Raw genomic sequence first — 23,074 nt, forward strand, 5'->3', positions numbered from 1 at the left:
TTGTTCTAACCAAATGAAAATAAACAAAAGCAAAGATGTTGATATTTGTTTTCCACAGAATAATTTATCAACAAAAGATACGGGGAGTATTATTAAAGAAACAATAAAAAATAATACAAACAATACATACATTATTGATCCATATGGCTTTTATGGACAGTCCTATGTGTTGGAAAATGGAAAAATCATAGAGCCATACATGAATGCTGTACAAGGTTATGTATCTAAAGATGATAGGCTATGTCATGAATTATTAGTTATACTGAAGCCTTTCCAGACTATACAGCAATCGGTGAATTACAATGTAAATAATAGAGGTATTTATAAATATTCAAAAGGTAGTGAATATTTTGAAGTTACTAATTCTGTTCATAACAAAAAAACTGTAACATTGTTAGGTTGTGAAAAATATATTGAAGAACTAGAGTCTAAAGGATATAAAGTATTAGAAGATAGTATTGTTGCAAAAATTCCCTTAGTTCCGTAATTTATAATCCAGAAATCATCGTTTTGTCTTCATAATATTACTTTTCAGCAAAACAAAGTTTTAAATTTTGGTTTGAATAAAACATCCAATAAGGCTGTTTATAATAATTTTGGAAAAGAATATATGAAAGCGGTTATGGTTACTACAGGAGGATTAAGTGGGGGGATTTCTTCTACCATTGCAGGAGGTAATTTTTGGGATGGGTTTAAACAAGGATTAATCATTAGTGGACTAAATCACTTTGGACATTTAGCAGGTGAAGCCATAGAGTATAAAAATAGACTACATAAACTTTTGACCGAAAATGGGATTATGTCATATGATCCTGCTATTGAAGAAAGTCTAAAAAAAATAATTGCATTATTTACGACTGATGGTCAATGGGTAAAGGTGGCTGATGAAAAAACCTTGGCTGAATGGTCGGCAGGGTACTTGTCATATAAAATTAACAATGATAAATTATTGGAGCTTCTAATAAATATTCCAGGGCAGGAGACAAGAGTTTCTCTCGGTATAACTAATCCAATCAATGGAAAAATTATATTGGCACCTAGGTTATTGGATAAAATAGAAGATAACTTTTCAGCAGCCTCAACAATTATTCATGAACAAGATCATTATTGTAATTTTGTAATGGGACTTTATCAAGGTAATAGTTACATTGCTCAAGAATTGAATGAATTTTCCGCATATAATAAAGCTGCACAATGGTCAGGCTCTATGGATAAACAGGGATATAGACATGCTGAAAATATTTCATGGTATTTTTTCCAGTTATTAAGACGTTAAATTAAAATTATGAGAAAAATATTTTTATTACCATTTTGTTTTTTATTTATCTTTTGTTCTAACCAAATGAAGCTAAATAAAGGAAAAGAGATCGATATATTTTTAAAAGAAGGGATATATAATCTTAATGTTGAGAATAAAATAAAGTATAATATTGTAAATAATACAAACAATTTCTATATCATCGATCCCAATGGATTTTACGGCTCATCATATACTTTAGAAGATGGAGAAAAGATAATTCCAATTAAATACTTCAGTAAGGGATATTATAACCGTTTTAATGATAATGATTGCAAAAAAGATTTGATTATTTTAAAGCCTAAAGAATCTAAAAATGTTGCATTAAGTTTAAATGGAGATGATAATAGTTTATATAATTATACAAAAGGGAGGGTATATGCATATCATGTGAGCTCTCTTCATAATAAATACAATGCTACAGTTTTTGGTTGTAATCAATATATAGATAATTTAGAAAAAAAAGGCTACAAAGTACTACAAGATAGTATTGTTGCTAAAATACCTATAATTCCTTAATTGTAATATTTTGATAATTATTTGTGATTTCATAATAAAGATAAAATATATTAATAAGAGTTTGAAATAAACAAAAAAATTACACCACTACGAAAGTAGTGGTGTGATTTTTTGGAGATTGCCAAATGGAATACAGAGTTTCTGGAATTATATGGAGTCTAGAGCATATATGGAAGAAGCAAAGTGGAATGGGAGATACATCAATGATATAGGGCAAAATCATATTATGAATTCAATGCAAGTAATGAGCGGATTTTTATAGATATACATTAAACTACTATGGAGAAAGTCGAACAAACAGACCAAAAACGCTGCAAATAATGGAGTATTTTGCACATGCTGGAGCAGACCATATATCAGGTATTTCACTAAAGGACTCGGATGCTACTACTTATTTTAATAGTGTGAAAAATGATGCATTTAAACTGTTTTTTAATTTCGTTTTTAAATAATTATCATGAGAATAGCTGTTATATTTCTTTTTCTTACGATTAATCTTTTTGGACAGAAAATCAAAGTTATCAACATTCAAAAAGATTCAATTTATATATCTGTAGAAAATAATACAAATAAAGATATGGTGATTTATCCAAGTTCATTTATTTTAAACTCATCCTTATTAAATGAGAAAGGAAAAATTTTATATTCTGAGTTAGTACATATTGAAAATCCTAAAAATCGTGCATATTTTAAGTCTATAGACTATAAAGAAGAAGTTGATGCCATAAAAGATCAATATAGTCCGAAAGAGAATGATGCTGTTTCATTTTGGTATATTGACAAAAATAAAGTCATTATCCCTAAGCATACTCATAAAAAAATTAGCTTTTTACTGTATGTTTGTCTTTTGGGTGGTTTGCTTGAGAAGGAATATTCTTCTGAAAAGATTTATATGACAGGGAAAATTAAATTTTTGGCAGAAAATTTTTTTCCAGAAAAGTATAGTAATGAAATAAGAAGCAAAAAACAAATAGTGATTAAAGATATTAAGTTTTGTAAAATCCCTATTAAGGATTATAATAATTTATTCTGTGATAAAGAATTAGATTGATCTGTAGATCATTTTTCATTACAATTATAGATTTATAGTTTTTCCTTTGTAATTAAATTATTATTAACTGATACTATAATTATTCTACAGCATTTGAAAACAAATATTATTGGATGTTTTTTGATTTATCACATTTCATTAAAACATAATTTTAAATTTTGGACTTTATAAAATAACAAATAAGACTGTTTATAATAATTTCGGAAAAGAATATATAAAAGCAATTATATTTGCTACTGGAGGATTCCGTGACAGCATTTCTTCTACAATTGCAGGTGGAAATTTTTGGAATGGGTTTAAACAAGGGATTATTACAAGTGGGTTGAATCACGTGGCGCATTTAACCACAGAGTTTATTCAAAGAGAAACAAGGCAAATTGCTTTACAAACAATCAAAAAAGAGTACCCACGTTTTTATGAGGTTTTAGAAAAACTGTCACAGTTTTTAGAAGCTAATCCTAAGGTTTTGCAAAATTTAGCAGAAGATACTGGAATGACCAAAGAACAAGTATTAAGCTTTATGAATATTAAAAGTCCTGAAGGGCAAATAATAAAAGCAGCTCAATTTATATTAAAAGATCCTACGAGGTATAGATTTGGACAAGCGGGATATCCTAATAGTTTTATAAATGTTGACTTAATTAAGACCTTTGAAACTTTACAAACTCCAGCATTTATACAAGGAACTTCATTTTTATTAGCAGTAACTGTTTATGCATGAATTTGTTCATTGGGGAAGATCATATAATACATTGTCTTCAGATAGACCGAATGAGGAAGATTATGGCTCTTATTGGGAGAATAGAACATTTGGTATAGTGACTAGTAGAAATCAGGCAACAATTAAACTATCTTATCAATATGGTTGGAAATTTTAAATTACTATTATTATTCATAATAAGTTTATCATGCTCTCCAGTTAATAAGAATTTGGGAGAAGAAATAATTAGTCAGAATTTTGATTGTTTTTTGAATGATATTCCCGAATTTCTTTCAAAAGAAACTCCAGATGGAATTATCCCAATTATTGTAAGCGATAGTATTACTACAAATAATTTTATTATTAATTATTGTCAGGATGTATGCTTTGATAAAATTAATGTGGAAGGATTTAAAATTGATAATAAAACAGCTTACAATAATTTTATAATAAAGAAAATTCCAAAACAAGATAGATATTCTAAAATATTTTTAGTGAATGATTATAAAAGTTTAAAATTAAAAAAATATATAGCTCTTAATTTTTATAATTTTTATATCAATAATGATTGTACCAAAGCTTTTATAATAGTCGAAAAGAATGAAGTCGAAAGCAAGTGGGGAAAAACAGAAGTTTATTTTTTTAATAAAGAAAAAGGCAAATGGAAATTTTATAAAAAAGAATTGTTGTTGATTGGATAGTAGGTGGGTTGAATCATTTGGGACATTTGGTTACTGAAACAATAGAGAATGGTAAAATAAATGGACAAATTAGGAGAAGAATTGTGGATAAGTATGGAGAAGAATATCTTAATAAGCCAATATCAGAAATGACTTTGCAAGAATTAGCAGAGGTATTTCCTGAAATGTATAACAAAAGTGCTAAAGATTATAGTTTTGCAAATAGTGGTAACATCTATGATACATTAGAACTCGAATATGGTGTATTGTATCATGATGGAAGAGAAGTAAATGGTATAACAGATTCTTTTTCAGGAAAAGTTCTATTATCACCTGCTTTTTTAAGAGGCAAAAATGTTATATCCGTTGCAGCTACTTGGTATCATGAAACTATACATTCTATCCATGCTGTAAGTGGTCTTTTTATGAATACTGTGAAATTATTTATGACAAACGGTAATGATTACAATACATCAGTAAGGAAAGCTATAGATGTTTCGGAAACTATTGCCCACTTACAAACTCAAAATTTTGGACTAGATATTCCCTTTAGAACACCAAATAATCTGATAAGAAAATATAGTATTAGCTATATAGAATTTTTAAACCTAAAATAATATGCTATGGAATGTAAAATACGAAAAGCTGTTAGGATAATTTATATACTAATTTTTTGTTCATCTTTTAACTTGGTATTCTCCCAAACAATTATTCCAGGCAATTATGAGAAAATTCCTGATACCTTATATTTTAAAGATCGATTGTATAAATCAATAATACCAAATGAAAAGTACAAATACTGGAAATTTATAAAAAAAGATGCTTTAACAGAAAAATTAATTTATGAAAATAAAAAAAAGGAAAATATATCTAATAAAGAAAAACATTCAATTGAAGATGGCTTTTTTTGGGAGTGTTTACCCGACGGATGCTTTACATATATAATTGCATATAAAAGTAAACAGCCGGAGTATTTTATTAATGAAAAAGAATTAATAAAATTTATAGGATATGTTGATAATCTCTCGGAGGCATTACTTATTGCAAGAACTCATGATTTATGGTTTGATCGTAAAAATCTAATTGGTGGTTCTTTTAAAATAGAAAAAGATTTTATATACCTATATCTTGCAAAATCTGAAAGTTGTCCAGTGAATCGTACAGCGTTCTTTGTGAAAATTAATAGAAAAACAGGAGAGCTTGAAAAAGAAAATAAAGGTGTTTATTATAAAAGTGAGGATTGCTATACTTCATAATCAATTGTTTAAAATATATAGGGTGTTTTGTAGTGTTAGCCTTGGAAAATGAGCTTTAGGTTCCCCCCTTGTTTTTTTAAATTTATTATACCCTAATTGATAAATTATGAAAAAAATAATTTTACTACCATTTTGCTTTCTATTTATTTTTTGTTTTAACCAAATGAAGATCAATAAAGGGAAAGATATTGATATTATTTTTCCACAAAAATACATTTCAACTCAAGAAACCGAGACTATTATAAAAGAAATTATTAAAAACAATACAAATAACACTTATATTATTGACCCTTATGGCTTTTCTGGAGAGTCTTATACACTGGAAAATGGGAAGGTTTTAGTACCTTATATGTATTTTAAAGATGGTTATATATCTAGAAATGATAGACTTTGTAAAGAATTGTTAATTATTTTAAAACCATTTCAAACAATACATCATTCTATAGTTTTTGATAAAAACAATAAAGCTCTTTATAAATACTCAAAATCTAATAAATATGAAGAAGTTGTAAAATCACTCCATAATAGATATAATGTCACAAGTTTAGGATGTGATCAGTATGTAGAAAGCTTAGAAAAGAAAGGCTACAAGGTATTAGAAGATAGTATTGTTGCAAAAATACCTTTAGTTCCCTAATAAGTAATTTTAAACATAGTATAATAGCTTCTTTTTCAAAATATGCTATTTCAAAAAATTAGAAAATCAGAAAGGATTGGTATTCCGATGAATAAATAAAGTACTAGAATCGAAGAGTTGAGTTAAGAAATATAAATTAGCAAAAGAAAATTCAGTATATTTATTATAGGATAAAGTGGGTGAAGAATTCATTAAAAGAGAGAAAGAAAATATCCTATTTCTAAACTATTATACCATGAAACCCATTATACTTTCTTTTTTTATTCTGTCATCTATTACCTGCTTGGGTCAGGAGAAGCAAACTGAATATACCCATACATTTCATCTTGATCATATAAATAAAGGTGAGATAATTCTTGAAATCAAAAATCCTAACAAAACCCGTTTTAAGGTTCCTGAAAAGATTGATAACAATGCTTTGATAGTAACCGCATTTCAAAAAAGCGATGCTGAAACAGGAGTATATGAAGGTATTGATTTTCCCAAAAAACATTTTGATTGTTTTATAGAGCCGTGTTTCCCCTACAAGTTTTTACTAAAACCAGATAGAACAAAACAATATAAGTTCAATATATTAAGTCCTTCTTCTTTAGAAAAAAATAAATGGTATCGTTTTAAAGTTGCTTTAGAAACGAATGTCTGCAAAGGTTGTGATCATATAAGCAGTGGCTGGATTTACTTTAAAAGATCATTAAATTGATTCTGAAAGAAAATGTTTTAAACGATAGTTCTGAAATGATAATAAAAATATTGAACAACGAAGTATGAAACAAGTCGTATTACTGATAGTCTTTATAATGTGTTTGAGCTGCACTCGAAAAGAAGTGAACCTAAGCTTTTGTGATACAGTGTATCATACCAATCAAAATTCCTGTTTTATACTCGAAAATAATACCGATGTAAAATATATTTTTTATCCACCTTCATTTGTTCAAGATAGTGAATGGGGCTATTTGGGAGGAAGAGCATTGATAACTGATGAGGAAGGCAATGAACCACCTGTCAATACCGTTTATATTAATAAGGGCACACCAACAGGAAAAGCGATGGATCAGTTTATACTCAATAAGCACAAAGATTCTTTACTATGGAAAAAATTATTGGCTCAGGGTGTTCGTGTTGATTACTGGGGAGCAAAGCAACATAAGGTAATGACAAAAACAAAATTTGTTTTGAATCCTGGTGAGGAAAAGGAAATATCAAAGAAAATTTCCATTTTTCAAAAGGACTTGGAGTCTTCAGGTTCTTATTATAGTTTTGATAAAAAGGAGAAGTATAGTATTCAGATTGAGTTAGACTTTGATAGTTCTGAGGTAAAAAAGTACTTGCCAGCAGAACAATTAGACTCTTTGAAAAAAAACAATATTAAAATATTTCATGGTGTTTTAAAAACAAAGAAAATCCCATTCGTATTAGACTGAGAATGAAAATCGTTTATTTCAATCTATCCGGATTCTGCTTCAAAAAACTATCCCAACCAGAATATGACTTTGTATCTGTAATCGTTCCGGAGTTAAAGTGATGACATACTGCTACAGCAAGACCATCGGAGGCATCTAAATATTTTGTTGGGAATTCCTTTAGATTAAGTAGGTTTTGAAGCATTCCTGCTACCTGTTCTTTGCTGGCATTACCATTTCCTGTAATCGCCATTTTGATCTTCTTAGGAGAATACTCTGTAATAGGAATATTTCTGTAAAGGCTAGCCGCCATAGCTACACCTTGTGCACGTCCCAGCTTCAGCATACTCTGTACATTTTTTCCAAAGAAAGGAGCTTCCAATGCTACTTCATCAGGATGATATTCATCAATAAGCGCTAAAGTCTTTTCAAAAATATATTTTAGTTTGGTCTCGTGATTGGGATACTTTTTCAGAATAAGTTCGTGAATAGAAACCATCTCCATTTTACCTTTTTTAATGGAAATAAGACCAAATCCCATAATAGCGGTTCCGGGATCAATACCTAAAATTATCTTCTCTGCAATCATTGGGTCAAAGATAGGACTTTATAAAATAATAATGGAGGTAGAGACGGAGAGATGATAGACAAATAGATAGTAGAAGAGAACTTCTGCATGTAAGATTGCAAAGAATAGAAATGTGTTTTTTACAGCGTGTCTGTGATATGTTTTTCTGCAATCGGAACCCAATTTCCATCATGGCGTAACAATAGAATTTTATTAACTAGAAAATTAGTTTTGTATTCTTTGTGTTCATATTGTTCCCAGGCTTTAAGGTAATTTTCCCAGGTCAGATCTCTGTAACCTACCGTCATATGAGGAGTAAATGAATATTTTGCAAAGTTAAACTGCTGTTTTACCCTGTAGTGAAGATCTGTTAGATGAACATTGTCTTCAGGATGCACAAAGATCACCGGATTTTTGGGATTGGCAAAACTTCCAAAGCCATTCAGCTCGACTTCAAATGGTGAAAGCTGTGTATTAATTTTTTGAAATGCAATATGAATGTCTTCTTCCCATTCCAGTTCTCTGGAGAAGGGTGGAAAAAGAGTGATATGAGCTTCATTTTTCAACGCCTTGGAATTACCATATGAAATAGCAAGATCTTTTTTAAAAACCTTTATCTCTTCAATGATTTCTTCAGGTGGATAAATTGCTATGAAGTACATCTTTTTCATACAGCAAATTAAAAAAAATAGAATAAATTTCAATACATAAGAAAATTATGCATAGATTTGCGATGTATTTAAACGACACCATGAAAAAAAACAGTCTTTATAAAGGAACCTTACAGAACATTATTTTGAAGCTGCTTTCAAAAGAAGTTAAAATGTATGGCTATCAAATTACCCAAAGAGCTAAAGACCTTACTCAGGGAGAACTTGAAATGACAGAGGGTGCACTTTATCCATTATTGCATAAACTGGAGGGTGATGGCATGATTACTTCTGAAATACAGAAAATAAACGGAAGAGACCGTAAATATTATCTGCTTACTGAAAAAGGGAAGAAACAGCAGGTAGAGCAGGAGAGTGAAATGAAAAGCTATCTGGTCAATCTTCAATCTATTTTTAGCATATAATGAATACCATGTAGGAAGACAAAATTACAGATCATCTTTTGTGCCCCTAATGCTGATTATCAATAGACATATCTACTCAAAAAAAATAAAAACTAATACCCTTTTTATATGATTACACTTACACAAGAAGAAGAAATACAGCAGTACCTTTTATCAAAGCATTTGAATCAAAAATTATTTCTAGAAATTAAAGACCATTTTATTCAACAGATTTCCACTCTTATGGAAGAGCAGAAATCAAATTTTGAAGAAGCTTTTCAGGATACAAAACAAAGCTGGAAGCAAGAATTAGACGTTGTAAAAGCAGATCTATTCTCCTTTCGAAAAATTACAAAAATTGAAAAAGAAATACTTCAGAGAAAATTCAGGAATATTATGTTGTATGCCGCTATTTTCACATTGCTTTTATCTCAATTTATACTTACGGTATCAAATGTTTTTATGTATTCTGAAATGATATTGATAGGAACTATGGTCTCACTCTTAATTTATAATGTTAGTTTTCAAAAGATGAGGTTATATCATTACCTGCAACTCAGTTTCCATCCTTTGATCTTAAAGAATGCTCTTGCTGGTCTTGTACTTTTCACTTCCGCATATCTTTTGTATGATCATCTGGCAGTGCAGGGAAGCGGAATGATGAAGCTTTTCTTTTTATATGCTATGGCCGTTAAAATTCAGATCCTATATTACAAAGCACGAAAGATTAATGTCCTGATCTAAGTTGATTAAGGGTGTTTTCAAGATGATCTGTAATCTTTTTAACTTCAATATGTGGTTTGAAGACAAACCCCTTTCCTTTTTCTTCATCAGCAATATTAGAAAGAATAATGACGGATGTTTTGGTCTCGGGATAATAAATATTCAGAGAGGGAGAACCTTTTACATAACCACTGTGAAAATAAGAATTGGGCTTGCCAATGTTCAACATGATTCCATAGGCATAGCCCATTTTTCCAAAGATAGCATGTCGTCTTTCTGCACTTTTTGCCATGAAAAGCTTAAGCGTTTCAGGTTTTAGAATTTTTCCGTTATAAAGTGAGTTGTTCCATGTATGAAGATCCTCAATAGTAGAAAGAATTCCTCCTGCAGGAGTACCAATTTCTTTTCCGCCTAATCTTTTGGGCATATTCGGAACTTCAGAAGATGTACCTGCATTTCCAAGATAAGCGGATGCAAAGTTGCTTCCTTTAAAAATATCTCCAATGGAAGACTGAGTCATCCCCGCTTTTTTGAAAAGTTCCATCGCATTATCATCATATGATTTTCCGGATACTTTTTCCACAATTTTTCCCAAGGCATTAAACCCATCATTCGAATAGAAGAAATCTGTTCCACTTTTAAACATCAGTTTTCCACCCATCAGATTCAGACCTGATGAATGATTCAGAAGCTGATGAATAGTAATATTTTCGTATTCCTTGATCTGGAACTCTTTTAAATATTGAGATACTTTATCCGTAACATTTAATTTTCCTTGCTCCATCTGAAGTAAAATCATAACGGCTGTGAATTGTTTACTTACAGATCCGATGGCAAAAATGGTATTGCTGTTGATTTTTGTTTTTTTCTTAAAATCCGAATATCCGTTTTCCTTTCTGTAAAGAGGAAGAGAATCTTTAAATACGGCTATACTTCCATTGAAACGATATTTTTTGAATACAGAATCAATCTGTTGTTCCAGAAGTGTTTTCTGAAAAGCTGTTATAGTAGAGTCAACAATAGCTTTTTTATCAACGGGTGGAGTAGGCGTTTCTGTTTTACATGATAATAAAAAACAAAAAGGAAGCAGGAACATTAAATTTTTGATCACGGGTGTTTATTTTTTAAGATTAAAATTGATATTCTTAAAGATGTTGAAATTTTTAAGAGCTGTATAGGAAGCAAAATGCGTGCTAAGAAGGGATATGTAGGGTATTTAATATGTATTTAATGGTTCTTTCACGACTATTCAATACATTTGAATAGATTATTTGTAATCTCAGTATTATGAAAGAACATTTGGAAAATGACTCAGTAGGGATTAGCCACCTATTGGATATTGTAAAAAAACAAGGTGCTGAATACCTGAATTCTCTTGCAGACAGACCTACATCAATAAATAATGCCCTTATACCGAAACCAATAGATCTTCCGGAACAGGGGTATGGGACAGAGGAAGTCATAAAGATATTCAACACCAGGTTTGAGCCTATCATGGTAGGATCGGCTGGCCCAAGATATCTTGGATTTGTAACGGGTGGTTCAACCCCAGCTTCTGTGGTTGGGGATTGGCTGACCACTATTTATGATCAAATACTCAATCAACAAAAGGACAAGGAGATATTTCTGCGAATGTGGAATTGGAGACTATTAAGTTCATTCTGGAACTTCTGGAACTTCCGAATCATTTTCTGGGTGGCTTTGTTACAGGAGCAACAATGTCTAATTTTACTTGTCTGGCGGTTGCCCGCCAATGGATAGGTAAAGAAAAAGGGAGAGATATTGCTAAAGAAGGAGTTTCTGATGCTATTAAAGTTTTGACAGCAACCCCTCATTCCTCCTCTATAAAGGCACTGTCTCTTTTGGGAATGGGAAGCAATAATATCATTAAAATTAAAACAGATGGAAGTGATCGCGAATCTATTTCCATCACAGATCTGGAAGAGCATATTATAAAGTTGAATCATGAACCATTTATATTAATTTCTAGTGGAGGAACTGTAAATACCGTTGATTTCGATGATTTCACGGAGATCCAAAAACTGAAAGAAAAATATAACTTTTGGTGGCACATTGATGCGGCGTTCGGAGGTTTTGCCGCATGTTCAGAACATTATAAACATTTGGTTAAAGGTTGGGAGTATGCAGATAGCATTACTGTTGATTGTCATAAATGGCTGAATGTCCCTTATGAAAGTGCTGTATTTTTTGTAAAAGAAGAATACAATATTTTGCAGGTAGAAACCTTTCAGAACTCCAATGCCCCTTATTTGGGAGATCCTTTGGAAAATTTCGGCTACCTCAATTTCCTGCCTGAGAATTCAAGACGATTAAAGGCACTTCCGGCATGGTTTTCTTTGATGGCCTATGGAAAAGAAGGGTATAAGTATATTGTAGAAAATAATGTTTCATTAGCTAGAAATTTTGGAAAATTGATTGAAAGTAGCAATGATTTTAAGCTCTTAGCACCGGTACGTCTTAATACCGTATGTTTTACCCTGAAAGATGATGGAAAACAAGATGAGGTAGCGAAATTCCTTGAAAGGCTTAATGATACTGGAAAAGTCTTTATGACCCCTACTTTTTATAATCAGCATAAAGGGATCAGAGCAGCTTTTGTGAATTGGAAGACCAATGAAACAGATGTTCAGCTGATCTTTGAAACCATGAACAGTATCATTACACAGCTAAAATAAATTTTTAATGCCACGAATACACGAATTTTTTAATTGTGTTTTCATTGCTAAGGTATCCTGCTGAGCTATTTAATGATTATTCTCCATTGGTAATAATCAAAGTATTCTAAGCATTTTTATTCGTGCATTCGTGGCAAAAATATTGCTGATTTATTTTGAAATCAGATCACAGAACCAGAAAACATATTCTTCATCCTTATCTTCCGGAGCAGATTTCGGTTTGGGATAAGTCTTTTTTACCGTTTCTCCAATTTCGAATTGAACCTGGCTTTTAAAAATAGGCCCATCAAAAGTAAATGTATGAAACTCCCCATTTTCTCCACATGGATCTACATTTTCAGGAAGATCATCTAGAAATTGCTGATCAATAATTCTTCCCGCAAAACTTTTATCCAGATAGGTACCATTTACACAAGTAACAATCGTTTTAAATCCTAATTTTAAAAACTCTTGAATAAGGTCGGAAGTGCTTTGTTTCCAAAGAGGAAAGACGGCCTGCATACCAATGCTATTCAATTGTTTTTCTCTGTATTGCCGAAGGTCTTCCAGAAAAATATCTCCGAAAATGGAATGAGTAATACCCTGAGCTTGTATTTCAGCCATGGTTGTGTTCATGATTTCCTGATATTCTTCCATTGATGGTTCTTTGGGAAGCTCCATTTTTTTCAGGGGAATACCAAGAAGAGAAGCCTGCTGTTCCAAAAGAGATACATGAACCCCGTGCATAGAAATTCTCTGAAATTCTTTGTTGATACTTGTTAATAGAGTTGTGATCTCATACTGATCTTCTTGTGTTATTTTGTAAAGAGCCAATGCAGAATCTTTTCCGCTGCTCCAGTTGAATAAGGCTTTAGGCTTCATTAGCTATTTTAAAAAATGTAATTTTATTCAAATTTACAATACTTATGATGAAAACAAGCATAAGATAAACCCAGAGCTATTTGTACCTTTTTCTTTTAAATGAATATCTATTTTTTATTCTCAATTTCTCTGACAGGAATAAAATTACCATTGAAATAATCGATTTTCTGTTCATAAGGAATAAGAGGATTAACTGTGAAGGAAACTCCAATACTGCTATAAGAGTATGAAGGGGCAATCATGACACCGGAAACATTTTGATTTTGCTTTATTTTCCCCACAAAATAATAGTCGTTGTCTCTTTTTTCAGCTTTTGTTAATAAATTTTCTATAGAAAGATAGACATAAAGTTCCCCTTTATAGATAATGGCATACATATCATCTTTTTTAATTTCTTTTTCTTCACCGTTTACCGTTTCATATACCCTGACGATTTTGGGAGCATTGCCATAAAATTTTACCCGACTAATTTCTTTGCTGGGTTGCTGATTCTTTAAGGATGCATAATCATTGTATACTCCGTCTTTCAATTCAGAAGATTGGAAAAAAGTGATAGATTCTTTTGCAACTTCCTCAAAGTTTTTAACTTGCTGATAGGTATAGTGATTTCCCGTCTCCGGCTTTTTAGAAATGTTTGCAGCAATAAAATCAACAAGAAATTCACTTCCTTTCTGTAACATTTCTCTAGTGACATTGGATTTTGCCTTATGATCTATAACATGATTGGCTTGGTCTATCAGTGAATACGTGTCGTCTTCATTTTTTGAAAATAAAAAAGCCTGGAAAAAACAATAACCGTGAACGGTAACTTCCATGAAATTTAATTGCCTAAGATATAAAACTAAAGTGCCGTTTTCTGCATTCTCTCCATTAAGACTATTTAAAACACTTTGAAATTGATCAGAAAGAGGAGTGGCTGCCAGCAGATTTGTAGGAGTATTTAAAAGTCCTGTTCGCACAGTTCCTAATGAAGTTGTGTCGATCCGGCGGTCGATGAGTTTAATCGTTTTGTAATAGCTCTTATCCAGCTTTTTTGTAGGAAGGTTAATCGCAAATTGTTCAGGAGACTTTTGAGCAGATAATAATACAGCGAAGCATGCTGCACAAAATACCAAAAGATTCTTTAAATAGTTTTTCATAATGATTGTTTTGTAGTGGCTAGAGGAGAAGCTTATTTCCGATAGGATACAATAGCTCCGTTTTCAAAGTAATAATCATCACCCAAAAGTTCTTCTGCATAGATCTCCGGTAGAAAGTAAGAATCTATCTTGTTTTCTTTTTGGTATTGTTCAAATTCTTTTTTCGTAATTTCTACACCATCCAGAAAATAAATAAAGTCTTTATTCTTAGAATTCGGAGGATAGCTCTTTACCAGATCCAGATTAATATTTATTGTTTCATCGTCCTTAATTTGCTGTTTATTGACGAAAAGAAAATATTTGTTGTCATTTGGTGTTCCGTTTTTAGAATCAGTTCCTTCAAAAACGAATATATTACTTCTCTTGACATGATCTGCCGGAATAGTAATATAGTTTTTAGAAGCTTGACTGGATCTGAATCTTTTGATAGGGGTAAGAATTGTAATAGACTGATATTGGATGAGGTTTTTCGGATCTCCCGAGGGCTTAATTTCCAGATTTTTGCTTACTACAGGCTCAGGATAATCATAGTCATCATTGTCTGGTCTGTGAGCAATCATAACCATTCCCTGAATCTCACGTGCTTCTAGAGTATCAAGCTTTTGTTTTTGTGCGTTGAGGTTTGAGGTAAATAAAATAGACAGAAAAATTCCACCAGCTATTTTTCTAAAAGGAAACTGGAAAAGGTTGTATTGGGGGAATGATTTTTCGTCAGAAGCATATAGTCGATCCGTCTGAATTCTTCCACAAACAGAAGGATTAGACTGTAATAAGGTTTTAATTTCATCATCTGTTTTATGGGCAAGATCATACACTTTTTTTGTACAATGATCGCAAAAGCTTCCACCGGGGATTTCCTTCATATTTTCCCGGGCAACAGAGCAAGGCTCCTTAATTTGAAACTCCTTTTTCATGAGGATTAGTTTTGTGAGATTAAAAATACGAAAAAACCTCAAAGAAAATTCCTTGAGGTTTTAATTTATGATTCTTATAATCAGTATGGTAATTACATATTTCTTCTGTACTTACCACCTACTTCAAATAAAGCATTGGTGATTTGTCCTAAAGAACAGAATTTAACGGCATCAATCATGACTTCAAATAAGTTTGCTGATTGATTGCAGCGTGCTGAAGTTTACTCAAAGCGTCCTCAGATTTTCCTTCATTAGCTTTCTGGAAGTTGTGAAGAGATTCAATCTGTGCTTGTTTTTCTTCTTCAGTAGAACGGATAACCTCTCCCGGAAGTACCGTTGGGGAACCATCTTTTCCTAGGAAAGTATTCACCCCAATGATTGGATATTCTCCGGTGTGCTTTAGCCATTCGTAATGCATAGATTCTTCTTGGATCTTAGAACGCTGATACATAGTTTCCATTGCTCCCAATACACCACCTCTTTCAGTGATTCTGTCAAATTCTGCATATACAGCTTCTTCCACAAGATCAGTAAGCTCTTCGATAATGAATGATCCCTGAAGTGGGTTTTCATTTTTAGCCAGTCCTAACTCTTTGTTGATAATAAGCTGGATGGCCATTGCTCTTCTTACAGATTGTTCCGTAGGAGTGGTGATCGCTTCATCATAAGCATTTGTGTGAAGTGAATTACAGTTATCATAGATCGCATAAAGCGCCTGTAGTGTAGTTCTGATATCGTTGAAATCAATTTCCTGCGCGTGAAGAGAACGTCCTGAAGTCTGGATATGGTATTTCAGCATCTGGCTTCTTTCGTCTGCTCCATATTTCAGTTTCATGGCTTTTGCCCAGATTCTTCTTGCCACACGTCCGATCACTGAATATTCAGGGTCGATACCGTTAGAGAAGAAGAAAGATAGGTTAGGAGCAAAATCATTGATATCCATTCCTCTTGATAAATAGTATTCTACATACGTGAAACCGTTTGCCAGAGTAAATGCAAGCTGAGAAACCGGATTAGCTCCTGCTTCAGCAATGTGATATCCCGAAATGGAAACAGAGTAGAAGTTTCTTACTTTTTCTTTGATGAAATACTCCTGTACGTCACCCATTAATCTCAAAGCAAATTCAGTAGAGAAAATACAGGTATTCTGAGCCTGATCCTCTTTTAAAATGTCAGCCTGAACAGTACCACGAACCGTAGCAATTGTTTTAGCTTTGATTTCAGCATACACATCAGCAGGAATAATTTCATCACCTGTTAATCCTAAAAGCTGTAATCCTAATCCATTGTTGGATGGAGGAAGCTCACCTTTATATTTTGGTCTTTCTAAGCCTTTGTCATCAAATTTTTCTTTAAGTTTGGCCTCAACTTTAGCTTCTAATCCATTTTCTTTAATGTATTTTTCAACATTCTGGTCGATGGCAGCATTCATAAAGAAAGCCAGCAGCATTGGAGCAGGGCCATTGATGGTCATGGAAACAGAAGTCAATGCATTGACCAAATCAAATCCTGAATATAGTTTTTTGGCATCGTCCAATGTAGCGATAGAAACTCCGGCGTTACCAATCTTACCATAAATATCTGGTGGTAATGCAGGATCCTGTCCATACAACGTTACGGAGTCAAAAGCTGTAGACAAACGTTTTGCAGGCATTTCTGCAGATACATAGTGGAATCTTCTGTTGGTTCTTTCCGGGCCACCTTCTCCTGCAAACATTCTTGTAGGATCTTCACCTGTTCTCTTGAACGGATAAATTCCGGCAGTATAAGGGAAGCTTCCCGGAAGGTTTTCCTGACCTTTCCACTGGATCAGATCACCCCAGTCATTGTATTTCGGTAAAGCAATTTTTGGAATTCTTAAGTGTGATAAAGACTCTGTAGAAGTTTCTACTTTAATCTCTTTTCCTCTTACGAAATAAGAATAGAATTCTGCCTGGAAAGCTTTCTTCGTATCATCCCAAGTTCTAAGGAAGTCGATATTTTCCTGTTGAAGCTCTTTTTCCGCTTTTTGATATTCGGTGTCTAAAACTTCATTGGAAATTAGGGCTTTTACCCCTTCAATATGATACAATTTTCTTGCTAGCTCAGCCTGTTTTTCAACATTGGCGTCATATTGTTTATTGTTTTCAACAATTTCAGAAAGGTAACGTACTCTTTTAGGAGGAATGATCGTTACTTCATCTGTAATTTCTTGCTCAACGAAAGTTTTAAGATCCAAATCAGCAAACTTTTCATTCACTTTTGAAACCAATCTGTTATAAAGTTCTGTAGTTCCATGGTCATTGAACTGAGATGCCTTTGTGGCATATACAGGCATGTTCTCTAATGGACTTTCCCACAACAAGTGGTTTCTCTGAAACTGTTTTCTTACTGCCTGAAGCGCATCAAGAGCCCCACGTTTGTCAGATTTGTTTAAAGCTACCAAATCTGCATAATCTAACATGTCGATTTTTTCCAGCTGAGTAGAAGCTCCATATTCAGGAGTCATTACATACATGGAAACATCTGCAAAGTCAGAAACTTCAGATCCCGACTGTCCAATTCCTGAAGTTTCAAGAATGATCACATCCGGATGAGCCAGCTTCAAACATTTAATGCAGAATGGATAAATGGAGAAACAGAAACATTGTTTTCTCTTGTAGCCATTGAACGCATATACACTCTTGGATCATTAATCGCGTTCATACGGATTCTGTCTCCAAGAAGAGCACCTCCGGTTTTCTTTTTAGAAGGGTCAATAGAAATAATGGCAATTTTTTTATCAGTGTTGGAACGTAGGAAACGTCTTACCAACTCATCCGTTAAAGATGATTTTCCGGCACCTCCGGTTCCTGTAATACCGATAATAGGAATATTTAAGTCTTTTGACTGCTCATCAATCGCTTGTACCAATTCAGGCTTTTCTTCTGAAAAGTTTTCAACTGCAGAGATGATTCTGGCAATGCTGGTTGAGTTCTCAAAGCTAATGGCATTCAAGTCTTCTGCTGTAACATCTTTCCGGTAGCGAAATCTGATCTGTGTACCAAATCATCAATCATTCCCTGAAGGCCAAGTTCACGGCCGTCATCCGGAGAATAAATTCTGTCTATTCCATAAGACATCAGATCTTTAATCTCTTCAGGAAGGATTACACCACCACCACCACCAAAAATTTTGATTTGTGGTGAATTTTTTTCTCTTAAAAGATCATAGATATATTTAAAATATTCATTGTGACCTCCTTGATATGAAGTTAATGCAATGGCATTGGCATCTTCCTGGATCGCTGTATTTACAACTTCCTCTGCAGATTTATCATGTCCTAAGTGAATCACTTCACATCCAGTTCCCTGAATGACACGACGCATAATATTGATCGCAGCATCATGTCCGTCAAATAATGAGGCAGCTGTTACGATTCTTACCTTGTTGGTTGGAGTATATTTTTGGGTTTCCATAAAAATTCTAGAAAGTTTCTAAGTTTTCAAATATAATAATAAAAAAACAACCCTGTGTTTGATTTTATGGACTTGATTATCATTTATTTGAGTAGGGTTATTTAATAAAATAACTCCAGTTTTAGGTTTGAGAATTTAAAAGTATTCAGGTTCGGTAGTTACAGAATTAAAAATGACTTCCGGGTTTTGTTTAGAAATTGATAGATTCTTACTTACTCAAATTAAAATCTCTACTTTTGCACCATATTTTACAGACATGCAAAAAGCGTTGATATATTTCGCATTGGGAACAGTAGTAAGCTTCCTTATCAATTATTTCTTTTTAAGCTCAGATAATATCGGCCTGGAACTTTATTATGCAGTTGCCTTTGGAGCTGCCTGGGGCATTGCTTATTATTTGGATACACCGGATTTTACATTACCTAAAAAACTAGGTTTGTCATTTGTAGTGATGGGTATTCTGGTTTTGATAGGAACTTTGATCTTTAAACTTGAACTGGCAATTCCATCCATTCTAAAGTTTTCCATGGTTTTTGTAGCCTATTATGTAATCGCAAGTTTTAGAGCAACGAAGTCATTAAGAAAATAAAGAAAAGAGGCTGTCCAATACGACAGCCTCTTTTTTATTTAATGGAGCATCAGAAAACTTACTAATGCCAATCCTGTAGCTAAGAATATGAATGCAAACAGATTGAGAAAGAATATAATTCCACCAATCATAATACTTACAATACCATGTGATTTGTAGACCCGACGATGGGCAATGAAGAAATAAATGAGTCCGTATGCCGAAATTACAAATATAATCAGTGATAGTAAAGAAGGGAAAAATGTATATTCTGATAATAAGGCTGCCGCTTTAATGAGCAGTGCTAATATCAAAATACTTACAAGTAAAAATGAAAAATAATGCAGCGTAAAAATACCATGGTCGAAATACCACCATTTCCTTTTGTTGTGGAATATCCATAAAAAGAATGCAAAAATTGGGAGATAAATGAAAAGGGCTTTTGGAAGATTATGGAAAGATGTTTCTACCAGATTTCTCAGAATATCTCCTTTTTTAACGCCTTCTTCTTTTAGACTGAAGAATTTACGGGCAAAAGGATCATTGATAAAACTAAAAATATTTTTTTTATTGGCTGTTCCTTTATCATATTCCTCCTGAGTCTTGTATCCCCGATAACTGGTTTCATCAGCTATTTTATTATCGGTATCCAATGTGCTTATAAGGCCTTCTTGGAAGCTGCCTTTCTTCAAAGAATCTTGTATGTAGGTCTGTGCTTGATTAAGCTGTTCTATTTTCGAAGAATCTTTTACTTTCGACTTTTCTGTTTCAATCCCTTCGACAATGTTTTGCACGACCTGGTTTTTGACTGGGGCAGTTTGAGCAACATCATGTCCCTTTTTTTCTGTATGTCCATAATCGAGTTTGAATGGAGGAAATAGGGCAAATAGGAAGAAGGTAATAAAGCTGACAAAAATATAAAGCTTTACAGGAGGAACAAATATTTGCCTCTTTCCTTCAAGATAAGTATTGGTCAGTTTACCAGGTTTAAATAACAGATTTTTTACAGTTCCCCAGAATTGACCATCATAATGAGTGAAGTCTTCAATGAAATGGGTGAAAAGAAAATAGAAAGGCTGTCGTCGTTCAGCATTTTCCTGCCCGCAATGAGGGCAGAATCTTTCTTCTACTTGATGCCCGCAGTTCAGGCAGGTTTTATCTTCTCGGATCTTTCCGTGGCTCATGGTACTTGTTTGTGTGACAAAGATAATTATTTCAGGAAATAAATAATGAGATCAATAAGCTTTTGGGGAAATCTTTAAAGAAAAAATAAAATTGGCTTAATGTTTAGATGTACAATAGTGTTTAATCATCTTGATGTTGTGTTTTTAATGAAAAATATTTAACAAACATTTGATGTATTCTTGCTTGGGTCGTACAAGGATATTCATATAAGTAATAAAGTTGATATAACTTTAAGGTTGAAAGAAAATAAGAAGATAGAATTTTAGAAGAAAAGTAATAAAGAAAGAGTTGAGGGAATAAACTCTTGCTTTATCATAATTTGTGTTTTTAGAACCTTCTAAACGTTTTTTTTCATCGCCACAACATTTTACAAGTTTTATGCCAAAAGTATAAATAGTGTTAAAATCTATTGCTATAAGGCTGGATTGCAGATATTATACAGATTAAATGAAATATGTTTTTGGGTTACAAAAATAATTTGTACCTTTGCACACCCTTTTAGGGGTAAATTATGTTTAATCTTTAACTAAAACGTGTGAATACATTAAGTTACAAAACTGTTTCAGCGAACAAAGCTACTGCTAATAAAGAATGGGTTGTGGTAGACGCTGAAGGACAGCCGTTAGGAAGACTAGCTTCTACGGTTGCAAAGATTTTGAGAGGTAAGCACAAAACGAATTTTACACCTCACGTAGATTGTGGTGATAACGTAATCGTTTTGAATGCTGGGAAAATTACGCTTTCCGGAAACAAGTGGGCTGATAAGACTTATATCTGGCATACAGGATATCCTGGTGGACAGAAGTCTATGACTGCGGCTGAACTTCAAAAGAAAGATTCTTTAAAGGTATTAGAGAAGTCTGTAAAAGGGATGTTACCTAAAAACAGATTAGGATCTGCTATCCTTAAGAACCTTTATTTGTATGAAGGAACTGAGCACAAACATGAAGCTCAACAGCCAAAAACAATTAATGTTAACGAATTTAAATAATTAATTATGTCTATAGTTCACAAAATCGGAAGAAGAAAGACTTCTGTAGCAAGAGTTTATGTAAAGCCAGGTTCTGGTGTTATTACAGTAAACGGTAAAGATGCTGCAACTTATTTCTCTACAGACGTGATGGTTTACAAATTAAACCAACCGTTTATCCTTTCTGAGACTGTTGGTCAGTATGACGTTACCGTAAATGTTTTCGGTGGTGGTAATACAGGTCAGGCAGAAGCTATCAGATTAGGTATTTCAAGAGCTTTATGCGAAATCAACGCTGAGTTCAGATTAGCATTAAAGCCAGCTGGTTTACTTACAAGAGACGCAAGAATGGTGGAAAGAAAGAAGCCAGGTCAGAAAAAAGCAAGAAAGAGATTCCAATTCTCAAAACGTTAATTTTTTTTCAGACATCAGATTGGAGATTTCAGATTTCAGACCTTTTTTTGTCTGGTATCTTATATCTAAAATCTATTAATCTAAATTTAAAATTGCCCGTTACGTTTAGCATCCAAACGCTTCTCCCATCTAAAGAAGTTGTTGATTGTTTAAAAGACGGAAAGTAAACTAACAAAAACAGAAAACATGGCAAAAGCAAATGTAAAAGACCTTTTAGAGGCTGGCGTACACTTCGGTCACATGACTAGAAAGTGGAATCCAAATATGGCTCCATACATTTTTATGGAGAAGAACGGTATTCACATTGTAGACTTACATAAAACAGCAGTTAAATTGGATGAAGCGTGCAGCGCTTTAGAAAAATTAACTTCTGCAGGTAAAAAAGTTCTTTTCGTAGCTACTAAGAAGCAAGCGAAAGAAGTGGTTGCAAAACACGCTTCTGAACTTAATATGCCTTATATTACAGAAAGATGGCCTGGAGGTATGTTAACGAACTTCGTTACAATCAGAAAGGCGGTAAAGAAGATGAACTCTATCGACAAAATGAAAAAAGACGGTACGTTCGAAACTTTATCTAAAAAAGAAAGATTACAAGTTGACAGACAAAGAGCTAACTTAGAGAAAAACTTAGGTTCTATCTCTGACATGGTTAGACTTCCTTCTGCAATCTTTGTAGTTGATATCTTAAGAGAACACATCGCGGTAACTGAAGCTAAGAAACTTGGTATTCCAGTTTTCGGTATCGTTGATACAAACTCTGACCCTAGAAAAGTTGACTTCGTTATCCCAGGAAACGATGATGCTTCTAAATCTATTGATATGATCTTGAGCATTGTTTCTGATTCTATCAAAGAAGGTCAGTCTCAAAGAAAAGCTGATAAAGAAAAATCTAAAGAAGAAGGAGAAAAAGTATCTGCTGATACAGATGCTGATTTCGATGCAGAATAATTAAAGATTTTCTTTAATATAGGAAAAACGCTGGATTTCGATCCAGCGTTTTTTGTT

The 23,074-nt window shown here is 32.9% G+C and carries 26 protein-coding genes and 1 pseudogene; 19 read left to right on the plus strand and 8 right to left on the minus strand.

Annotated features, from left to right (window positions below; genetic code table 11):
- Positions 1–13: 13 nt before the first annotated feature.
- From QWZ06_RS01550 to QWZ06_RS01600, 11 genes are all read left to right on the plus strand, one after another.
- The gene (locus QWZ06_RS01550; protein ID WP_290295407.1) at positions 14–487 is read left to right on the plus strand and encodes a hypothetical protein; all 474 of its coding nucleotides are present in this window, start codon (positions 14–16) and stop codon (positions 485–487) included.
- A 72-nt stretch (positions 488–559) separates the two neighbouring features.
- A complete protein-coding gene (locus QWZ06_RS01555; protein ID WP_290295408.1) occupies positions 560–1,276 on the plus strand; it encodes a hypothetical protein in 717 nt (238 codons plus the stop codon).
- 66 nt (positions 1,277–1,342) lie between these two features.
- Complete coding sequence (locus QWZ06_RS01560) at positions 1,343–1,816, plus strand: hypothetical protein (protein WP_290295409.1); 474 nt, start codon at positions 1,343–1,345, stop codon at positions 1,814–1,816.
- A 457-nt stretch (positions 1,817–2,273) separates the two neighbouring features.
- Positions 2,274–2,867 (plus strand): hypothetical protein, encoded by a 594-nt coding sequence (locus QWZ06_RS01565; RefSeq protein WP_290295410.1) that lies wholly within the window; start codon positions 2,274–2,276, stop codon positions 2,865–2,867.
- A gap of 331 nt (positions 2,868–3,198) precedes the next feature.
- Positions 3,199–3,588: a hypothetical protein gene (locus tag QWZ06_RS01570; RefSeq protein WP_290295411.1), complete on the plus strand. Its 390-nt coding sequence runs from the start codon at positions 3,199–3,201 to the stop codon at positions 3,586–3,588.
- 209 nt (positions 3,589–3,797) lie between these two features.
- A complete protein-coding gene (locus QWZ06_RS01575) occupies positions 3,798–4,268 on the plus strand; it encodes a hypothetical protein (protein WP_290295412.1) in 471 nt (156 codons plus the stop codon).
- 26 nt (positions 4,269–4,294) lie between these two features.
- Positions 4,295–4,864 (plus strand): hypothetical protein, encoded by a 570-nt coding sequence (locus QWZ06_RS01580; RefSeq protein WP_290295413.1) that lies wholly within the window; start codon positions 4,295–4,297, stop codon positions 4,862–4,864.
- A gap of 6 nt (positions 4,865–4,870) precedes the next feature.
- Positions 4,871–5,503, plus strand: a complete 633-nt coding sequence (locus QWZ06_RS01585) for a hypothetical protein (protein ID WP_290295414.1) — start codon at positions 4,871–4,873, stop codon at positions 5,501–5,503.
- Between the two features lie 106 nt (positions 5,504–5,609).
- Entirely contained in the window at positions 5,610–6,140 is a 531-nt protein-coding gene (locus QWZ06_RS01590) for a hypothetical protein (protein WP_290295415.1), read from the plus strand.
- Positions 6,141–6,423: 283 nt separating this feature from the next.
- Positions 6,424–6,840, plus strand: a complete 417-nt coding sequence (locus QWZ06_RS01595; RefSeq protein ID WP_290295416.1) for a hypothetical protein — start codon at positions 6,424–6,426, stop codon at positions 6,838–6,840.
- A gap of 64 nt (positions 6,841–6,904) precedes the next feature.
- On the plus strand, positions 6,905–7,561 hold the full coding sequence (locus tag QWZ06_RS01600) for a hypothetical protein (RefSeq protein WP_290295417.1): 657 nt from the start codon (positions 6,905–6,907) through the stop codon (positions 7,559–7,561).
- A 13-nt stretch (positions 7,562–7,574) separates the two neighbouring features.
- On the opposite strand, the gene ruvC is transcribed toward QWZ06_RS01600, so the two are convergent.
- Together ruvC and QWZ06_RS01610 are read right to left on the minus strand one after the other, a co-directional pair.
- Positions 7,575–8,129 carry a crossover junction endodeoxyribonuclease RuvC gene (gene ruvC, locus QWZ06_RS01605; protein ID WP_290295418.1) on the minus strand — a complete coding sequence of 185 codons (555 nt, stop codon included), beginning with the start codon at positions 8,127–8,129 and terminating at the stop codon, positions 7,575–7,577.
- 119 nt (positions 8,130–8,248) lie between these two features.
- Positions 8,249–8,779, minus strand: coding sequence for a 2'-5' RNA ligase family protein (locus tag QWZ06_RS01610; protein ID WP_290295419.1), 531 nt, complete (start codon positions 8,777–8,779; stop codon positions 8,249–8,251).
- Between the two features lie 80 nt (positions 8,780–8,859).
- Here QWZ06_RS01610 and QWZ06_RS01615 point away from each other — a divergent pair, with 80 nt between their 5' ends.
- Together QWZ06_RS01615 and QWZ06_RS01620 are read left to right on the plus strand one after the other, a co-directional pair.
- Positions 8,860–9,183, plus strand: coding sequence for a PadR family transcriptional regulator (locus QWZ06_RS01615; protein WP_290295420.1), 324 nt, complete (start codon positions 8,860–8,862; stop codon positions 9,181–9,183).
- Between the two features lie 108 nt (positions 9,184–9,291).
- On the plus strand, positions 9,292–9,906 hold the full coding sequence (locus QWZ06_RS01620; protein ID WP_290295421.1) for a hypothetical protein: 615 nt from the start codon (positions 9,292–9,294) through the stop codon (positions 9,904–9,906).
- Here QWZ06_RS01620 and QWZ06_RS01625 read toward each other — a convergent pair.
- Complete coding sequence (locus QWZ06_RS01625; RefSeq protein ID WP_290295422.1) at positions 9,890–10,996, minus strand: serine hydrolase domain-containing protein; 1,107 nt, start codon at positions 10,994–10,996, stop codon at positions 9,890–9,892. The genes QWZ06_RS01620 and QWZ06_RS01625 overlap by 17 nt on opposite strands.
- A gap of 176 nt (positions 10,997–11,172) precedes the next feature.
- On the opposite strand from QWZ06_RS01625, the gene QWZ06_RS27685 reads away from it, so the two are divergent.
- Together QWZ06_RS27685 and QWZ06_RS01630 are read left to right on the plus strand one after the other, a co-directional pair.
- Entirely contained in the window at positions 11,173–11,646 is a 474-nt protein-coding gene (locus tag QWZ06_RS27685; RefSeq protein WP_353959926.1) for a hypothetical protein, read from the plus strand.
- Positions 11,556–12,581 (plus strand): pyridoxal phosphate-dependent decarboxylase family protein, encoded by a 1,026-nt coding sequence (locus tag QWZ06_RS01630; RefSeq protein ID WP_353959999.1) that lies wholly within the window; start codon positions 11,556–11,558, stop codon positions 12,579–12,581. Before QWZ06_RS27685 ends, QWZ06_RS01630 begins: the two co-directional genes overlap by 91 nt.
- A 150-nt stretch (positions 12,582–12,731) precedes the next feature.
- On the opposite strand, the gene QWZ06_RS01635 is transcribed toward QWZ06_RS01630, so the two are convergent.
- The 4 genes and pseudogenes from QWZ06_RS01635 to QWZ06_RS01650 form a co-directional block, all read right to left on the minus strand.
- The gene (locus QWZ06_RS01635) at positions 12,732–13,442 is read right to left on the minus strand and encodes a Dph6-related ATP pyrophosphatase (protein WP_290295423.1); all 711 of its coding nucleotides are present in this window, start codon (positions 13,440–13,442) and stop codon (positions 12,732–12,734) included.
- Between the two features lie 107 nt (positions 13,443–13,549).
- Complete coding sequence (locus QWZ06_RS01640; protein WP_290295424.1) at positions 13,550–14,581, minus strand: hypothetical protein; 1,032 nt, start codon at positions 14,579–14,581, stop codon at positions 13,550–13,552.
- Positions 14,582–14,613: 32 nt separating this feature from the next.
- Entirely contained in the window at positions 14,614–15,495 is an 882-nt protein-coding gene (locus tag QWZ06_RS01645) for a hypothetical protein (RefSeq protein WP_290295425.1), read from the minus strand.
- A 92-nt stretch (positions 15,496–15,587) separates the two neighbouring features.
- Positions 15,588–18,932, minus strand: a pseudogene (locus QWZ06_RS01650) (methylmalonyl-CoA mutase family protein).
- Positions 18,933–19,188: 256 nt separating this feature from the next.
- On the opposite strand from QWZ06_RS01650, the gene QWZ06_RS01655 reads away from it, so the two are divergent.
- Positions 19,189–19,521 (plus strand): hypothetical protein, encoded by a 333-nt coding sequence (locus QWZ06_RS01655; RefSeq protein WP_115970543.1) that lies wholly within the window; start codon positions 19,189–19,191, stop codon positions 19,519–19,521.
- Positions 19,522–19,559: 38 nt separating this feature from the next.
- Here QWZ06_RS01655 and QWZ06_RS01660 read toward each other — a convergent pair whose 3' ends face one another.
- Positions 19,560–20,684 (minus strand): DUF3667 domain-containing protein, encoded by a 1,125-nt coding sequence (locus QWZ06_RS01660; protein ID WP_290295426.1) that lies wholly within the window; start codon positions 20,682–20,684, stop codon positions 19,560–19,562.
- A 536-nt stretch (positions 20,685–21,220) separates the two neighbouring features.
- On the opposite strand from QWZ06_RS01660, the gene rplM reads away from it, so the two are divergent.
- The 3 genes from rplM to rpsB all read left to right on the plus strand — a co-directional run bounded on the left by rplM (position 21,221) and on the right by rpsB (position 23,017).
- A complete protein-coding gene (gene rplM, locus QWZ06_RS01665; protein ID WP_047385928.1) occupies positions 21,221–21,676 on the plus strand; it encodes a 50S ribosomal protein L13 in 456 nt (151 codons plus the stop codon).
- Positions 21,677–21,682: 6 nt separating this feature from the next.
- Positions 21,683–22,069 (plus strand): 30S ribosomal protein S9, encoded by a 387-nt coding sequence (gene rpsI / locus QWZ06_RS01670; protein ID WP_034706090.1) that lies wholly within the window; start codon positions 21,683–21,685, stop codon positions 22,067–22,069.
- A 186-nt stretch (positions 22,070–22,255) separates the two neighbouring features.
- Positions 22,256–23,017: a 30S ribosomal protein S2 gene (gene rpsB, locus QWZ06_RS01675; RefSeq protein WP_045501217.1), complete on the plus strand. Its 762-nt coding sequence runs from the start codon at positions 22,256–22,258 to the stop codon at positions 23,015–23,017.
- The last annotated feature ends 57 nt before the right edge of the window (positions 23,018–23,074 follow it).

This window comes from Chryseobacterium tructae, assembly GCF_030409875.1.
Taxonomy (GTDB): Bacteria; Bacteroidota; Bacteroidia; order Flavobacteriales; family Weeksellaceae; genus Chryseobacterium; species Chryseobacterium tructae.

Coding starts and splice junctions, on each gene's coding strand:
- QWZ06_RS01635 (WP_290295423.1), bottom strand. CDS start 13,442: ATGAAGCCTAAAGCCTTATTCAACTGGAGCAGCGGAAAAGATTCTGCA.
- QWZ06_RS27685 (WP_353959926.1), top strand. CDS start 11,173: ATGAAAGAACATTTGGAAAATGACTCAGTAGGGATTAGCCACCTATTG.
- QWZ06_RS01640 (WP_290295424.1), bottom strand. CDS start 14,581: ATGAAAAACTATTTAAAGAATCTTTTGGTATTTTGTGCAGCATGCTTC.
- QWZ06_RS01645 (WP_290295425.1), bottom strand. CDS start 15,495: ATGAAAAAGGAGTTTCAAATTAAGGAGCCTTGCTCTGTTGCCCGGGAA.
- QWZ06_RS01585 (WP_290295414.1), top strand. CDS start 4,871: ATGGAATGTAAAATACGAAAAGCTGTTAGGATAATTTATATACTAATT.
- QWZ06_RS01565 (WP_290295410.1), top strand. CDS start 2,274: ATGAGAATAGCTGTTATATTTCTTTTTCTTACGATTAATCTTTTTGGA.
- rpsB (WP_045501217.1), top strand. CDS start 22,256: ATGGCAAAAGCAAATGTAAAAGACCTTTTAGAGGCTGGCGTACACTTC.
- QWZ06_RS01620 (WP_290295421.1), top strand. CDS start 9,292: ATGATTACACTTACACAAGAAGAAGAAATACAGCAGTACCTTTTATCA.
- rpsI (WP_034706090.1), top strand. CDS start 21,683: ATGTCTATAGTTCACAAAATCGGAAGAAGAAAGACTTCTGTAGCAAGA.
- QWZ06_RS01660 (WP_290295426.1), bottom strand. CDS start 20,684: ATGAGCCACGGAAAGATCCGAGAAGATAAAACCTGCCTGAACTGCGGG.
- QWZ06_RS01590 (WP_290295415.1), top strand. CDS start 5,610: ATGAAAAAAATAATTTTACTACCATTTTGCTTTCTATTTATTTTTTGT.
- QWZ06_RS01655 (WP_115970543.1), top strand. CDS start 19,189: ATGCAAAAAGCGTTGATATATTTCGCATTGGGAACAGTAGTAAGCTTC.
- ruvC (WP_290295418.1), bottom strand. CDS start 8,129: ATGATTGCAGAGAAGATAATTTTAGGTATTGATCCCGGAACCGCTATT.
- QWZ06_RS01560 (WP_290295409.1), top strand. CDS start 1,343: ATGAAGCTAAATAAAGGAAAAGAGATCGATATATTTTTAAAAGAAGGG.
- QWZ06_RS01600 (WP_290295417.1), top strand. CDS start 6,905: ATGAAACAAGTCGTATTACTGATAGTCTTTATAATGTGTTTGAGCTGC.
- QWZ06_RS01550 (WP_290295407.1), top strand. CDS start 14: ATGAAAATAAACAAAAGCAAAGATGTTGATATTTGTTTTCCACAGAAT.
- QWZ06_RS01615 (WP_290295420.1), top strand. CDS start 8,860: ATGAAAAAAAACAGTCTTTATAAAGGAACCTTACAGAACATTATTTTG.
- QWZ06_RS01610 (WP_290295419.1), bottom strand. CDS start 8,779: ATGAAAAAGATGTACTTCATAGCAATTTATCCACCTGAAGAAATCATT.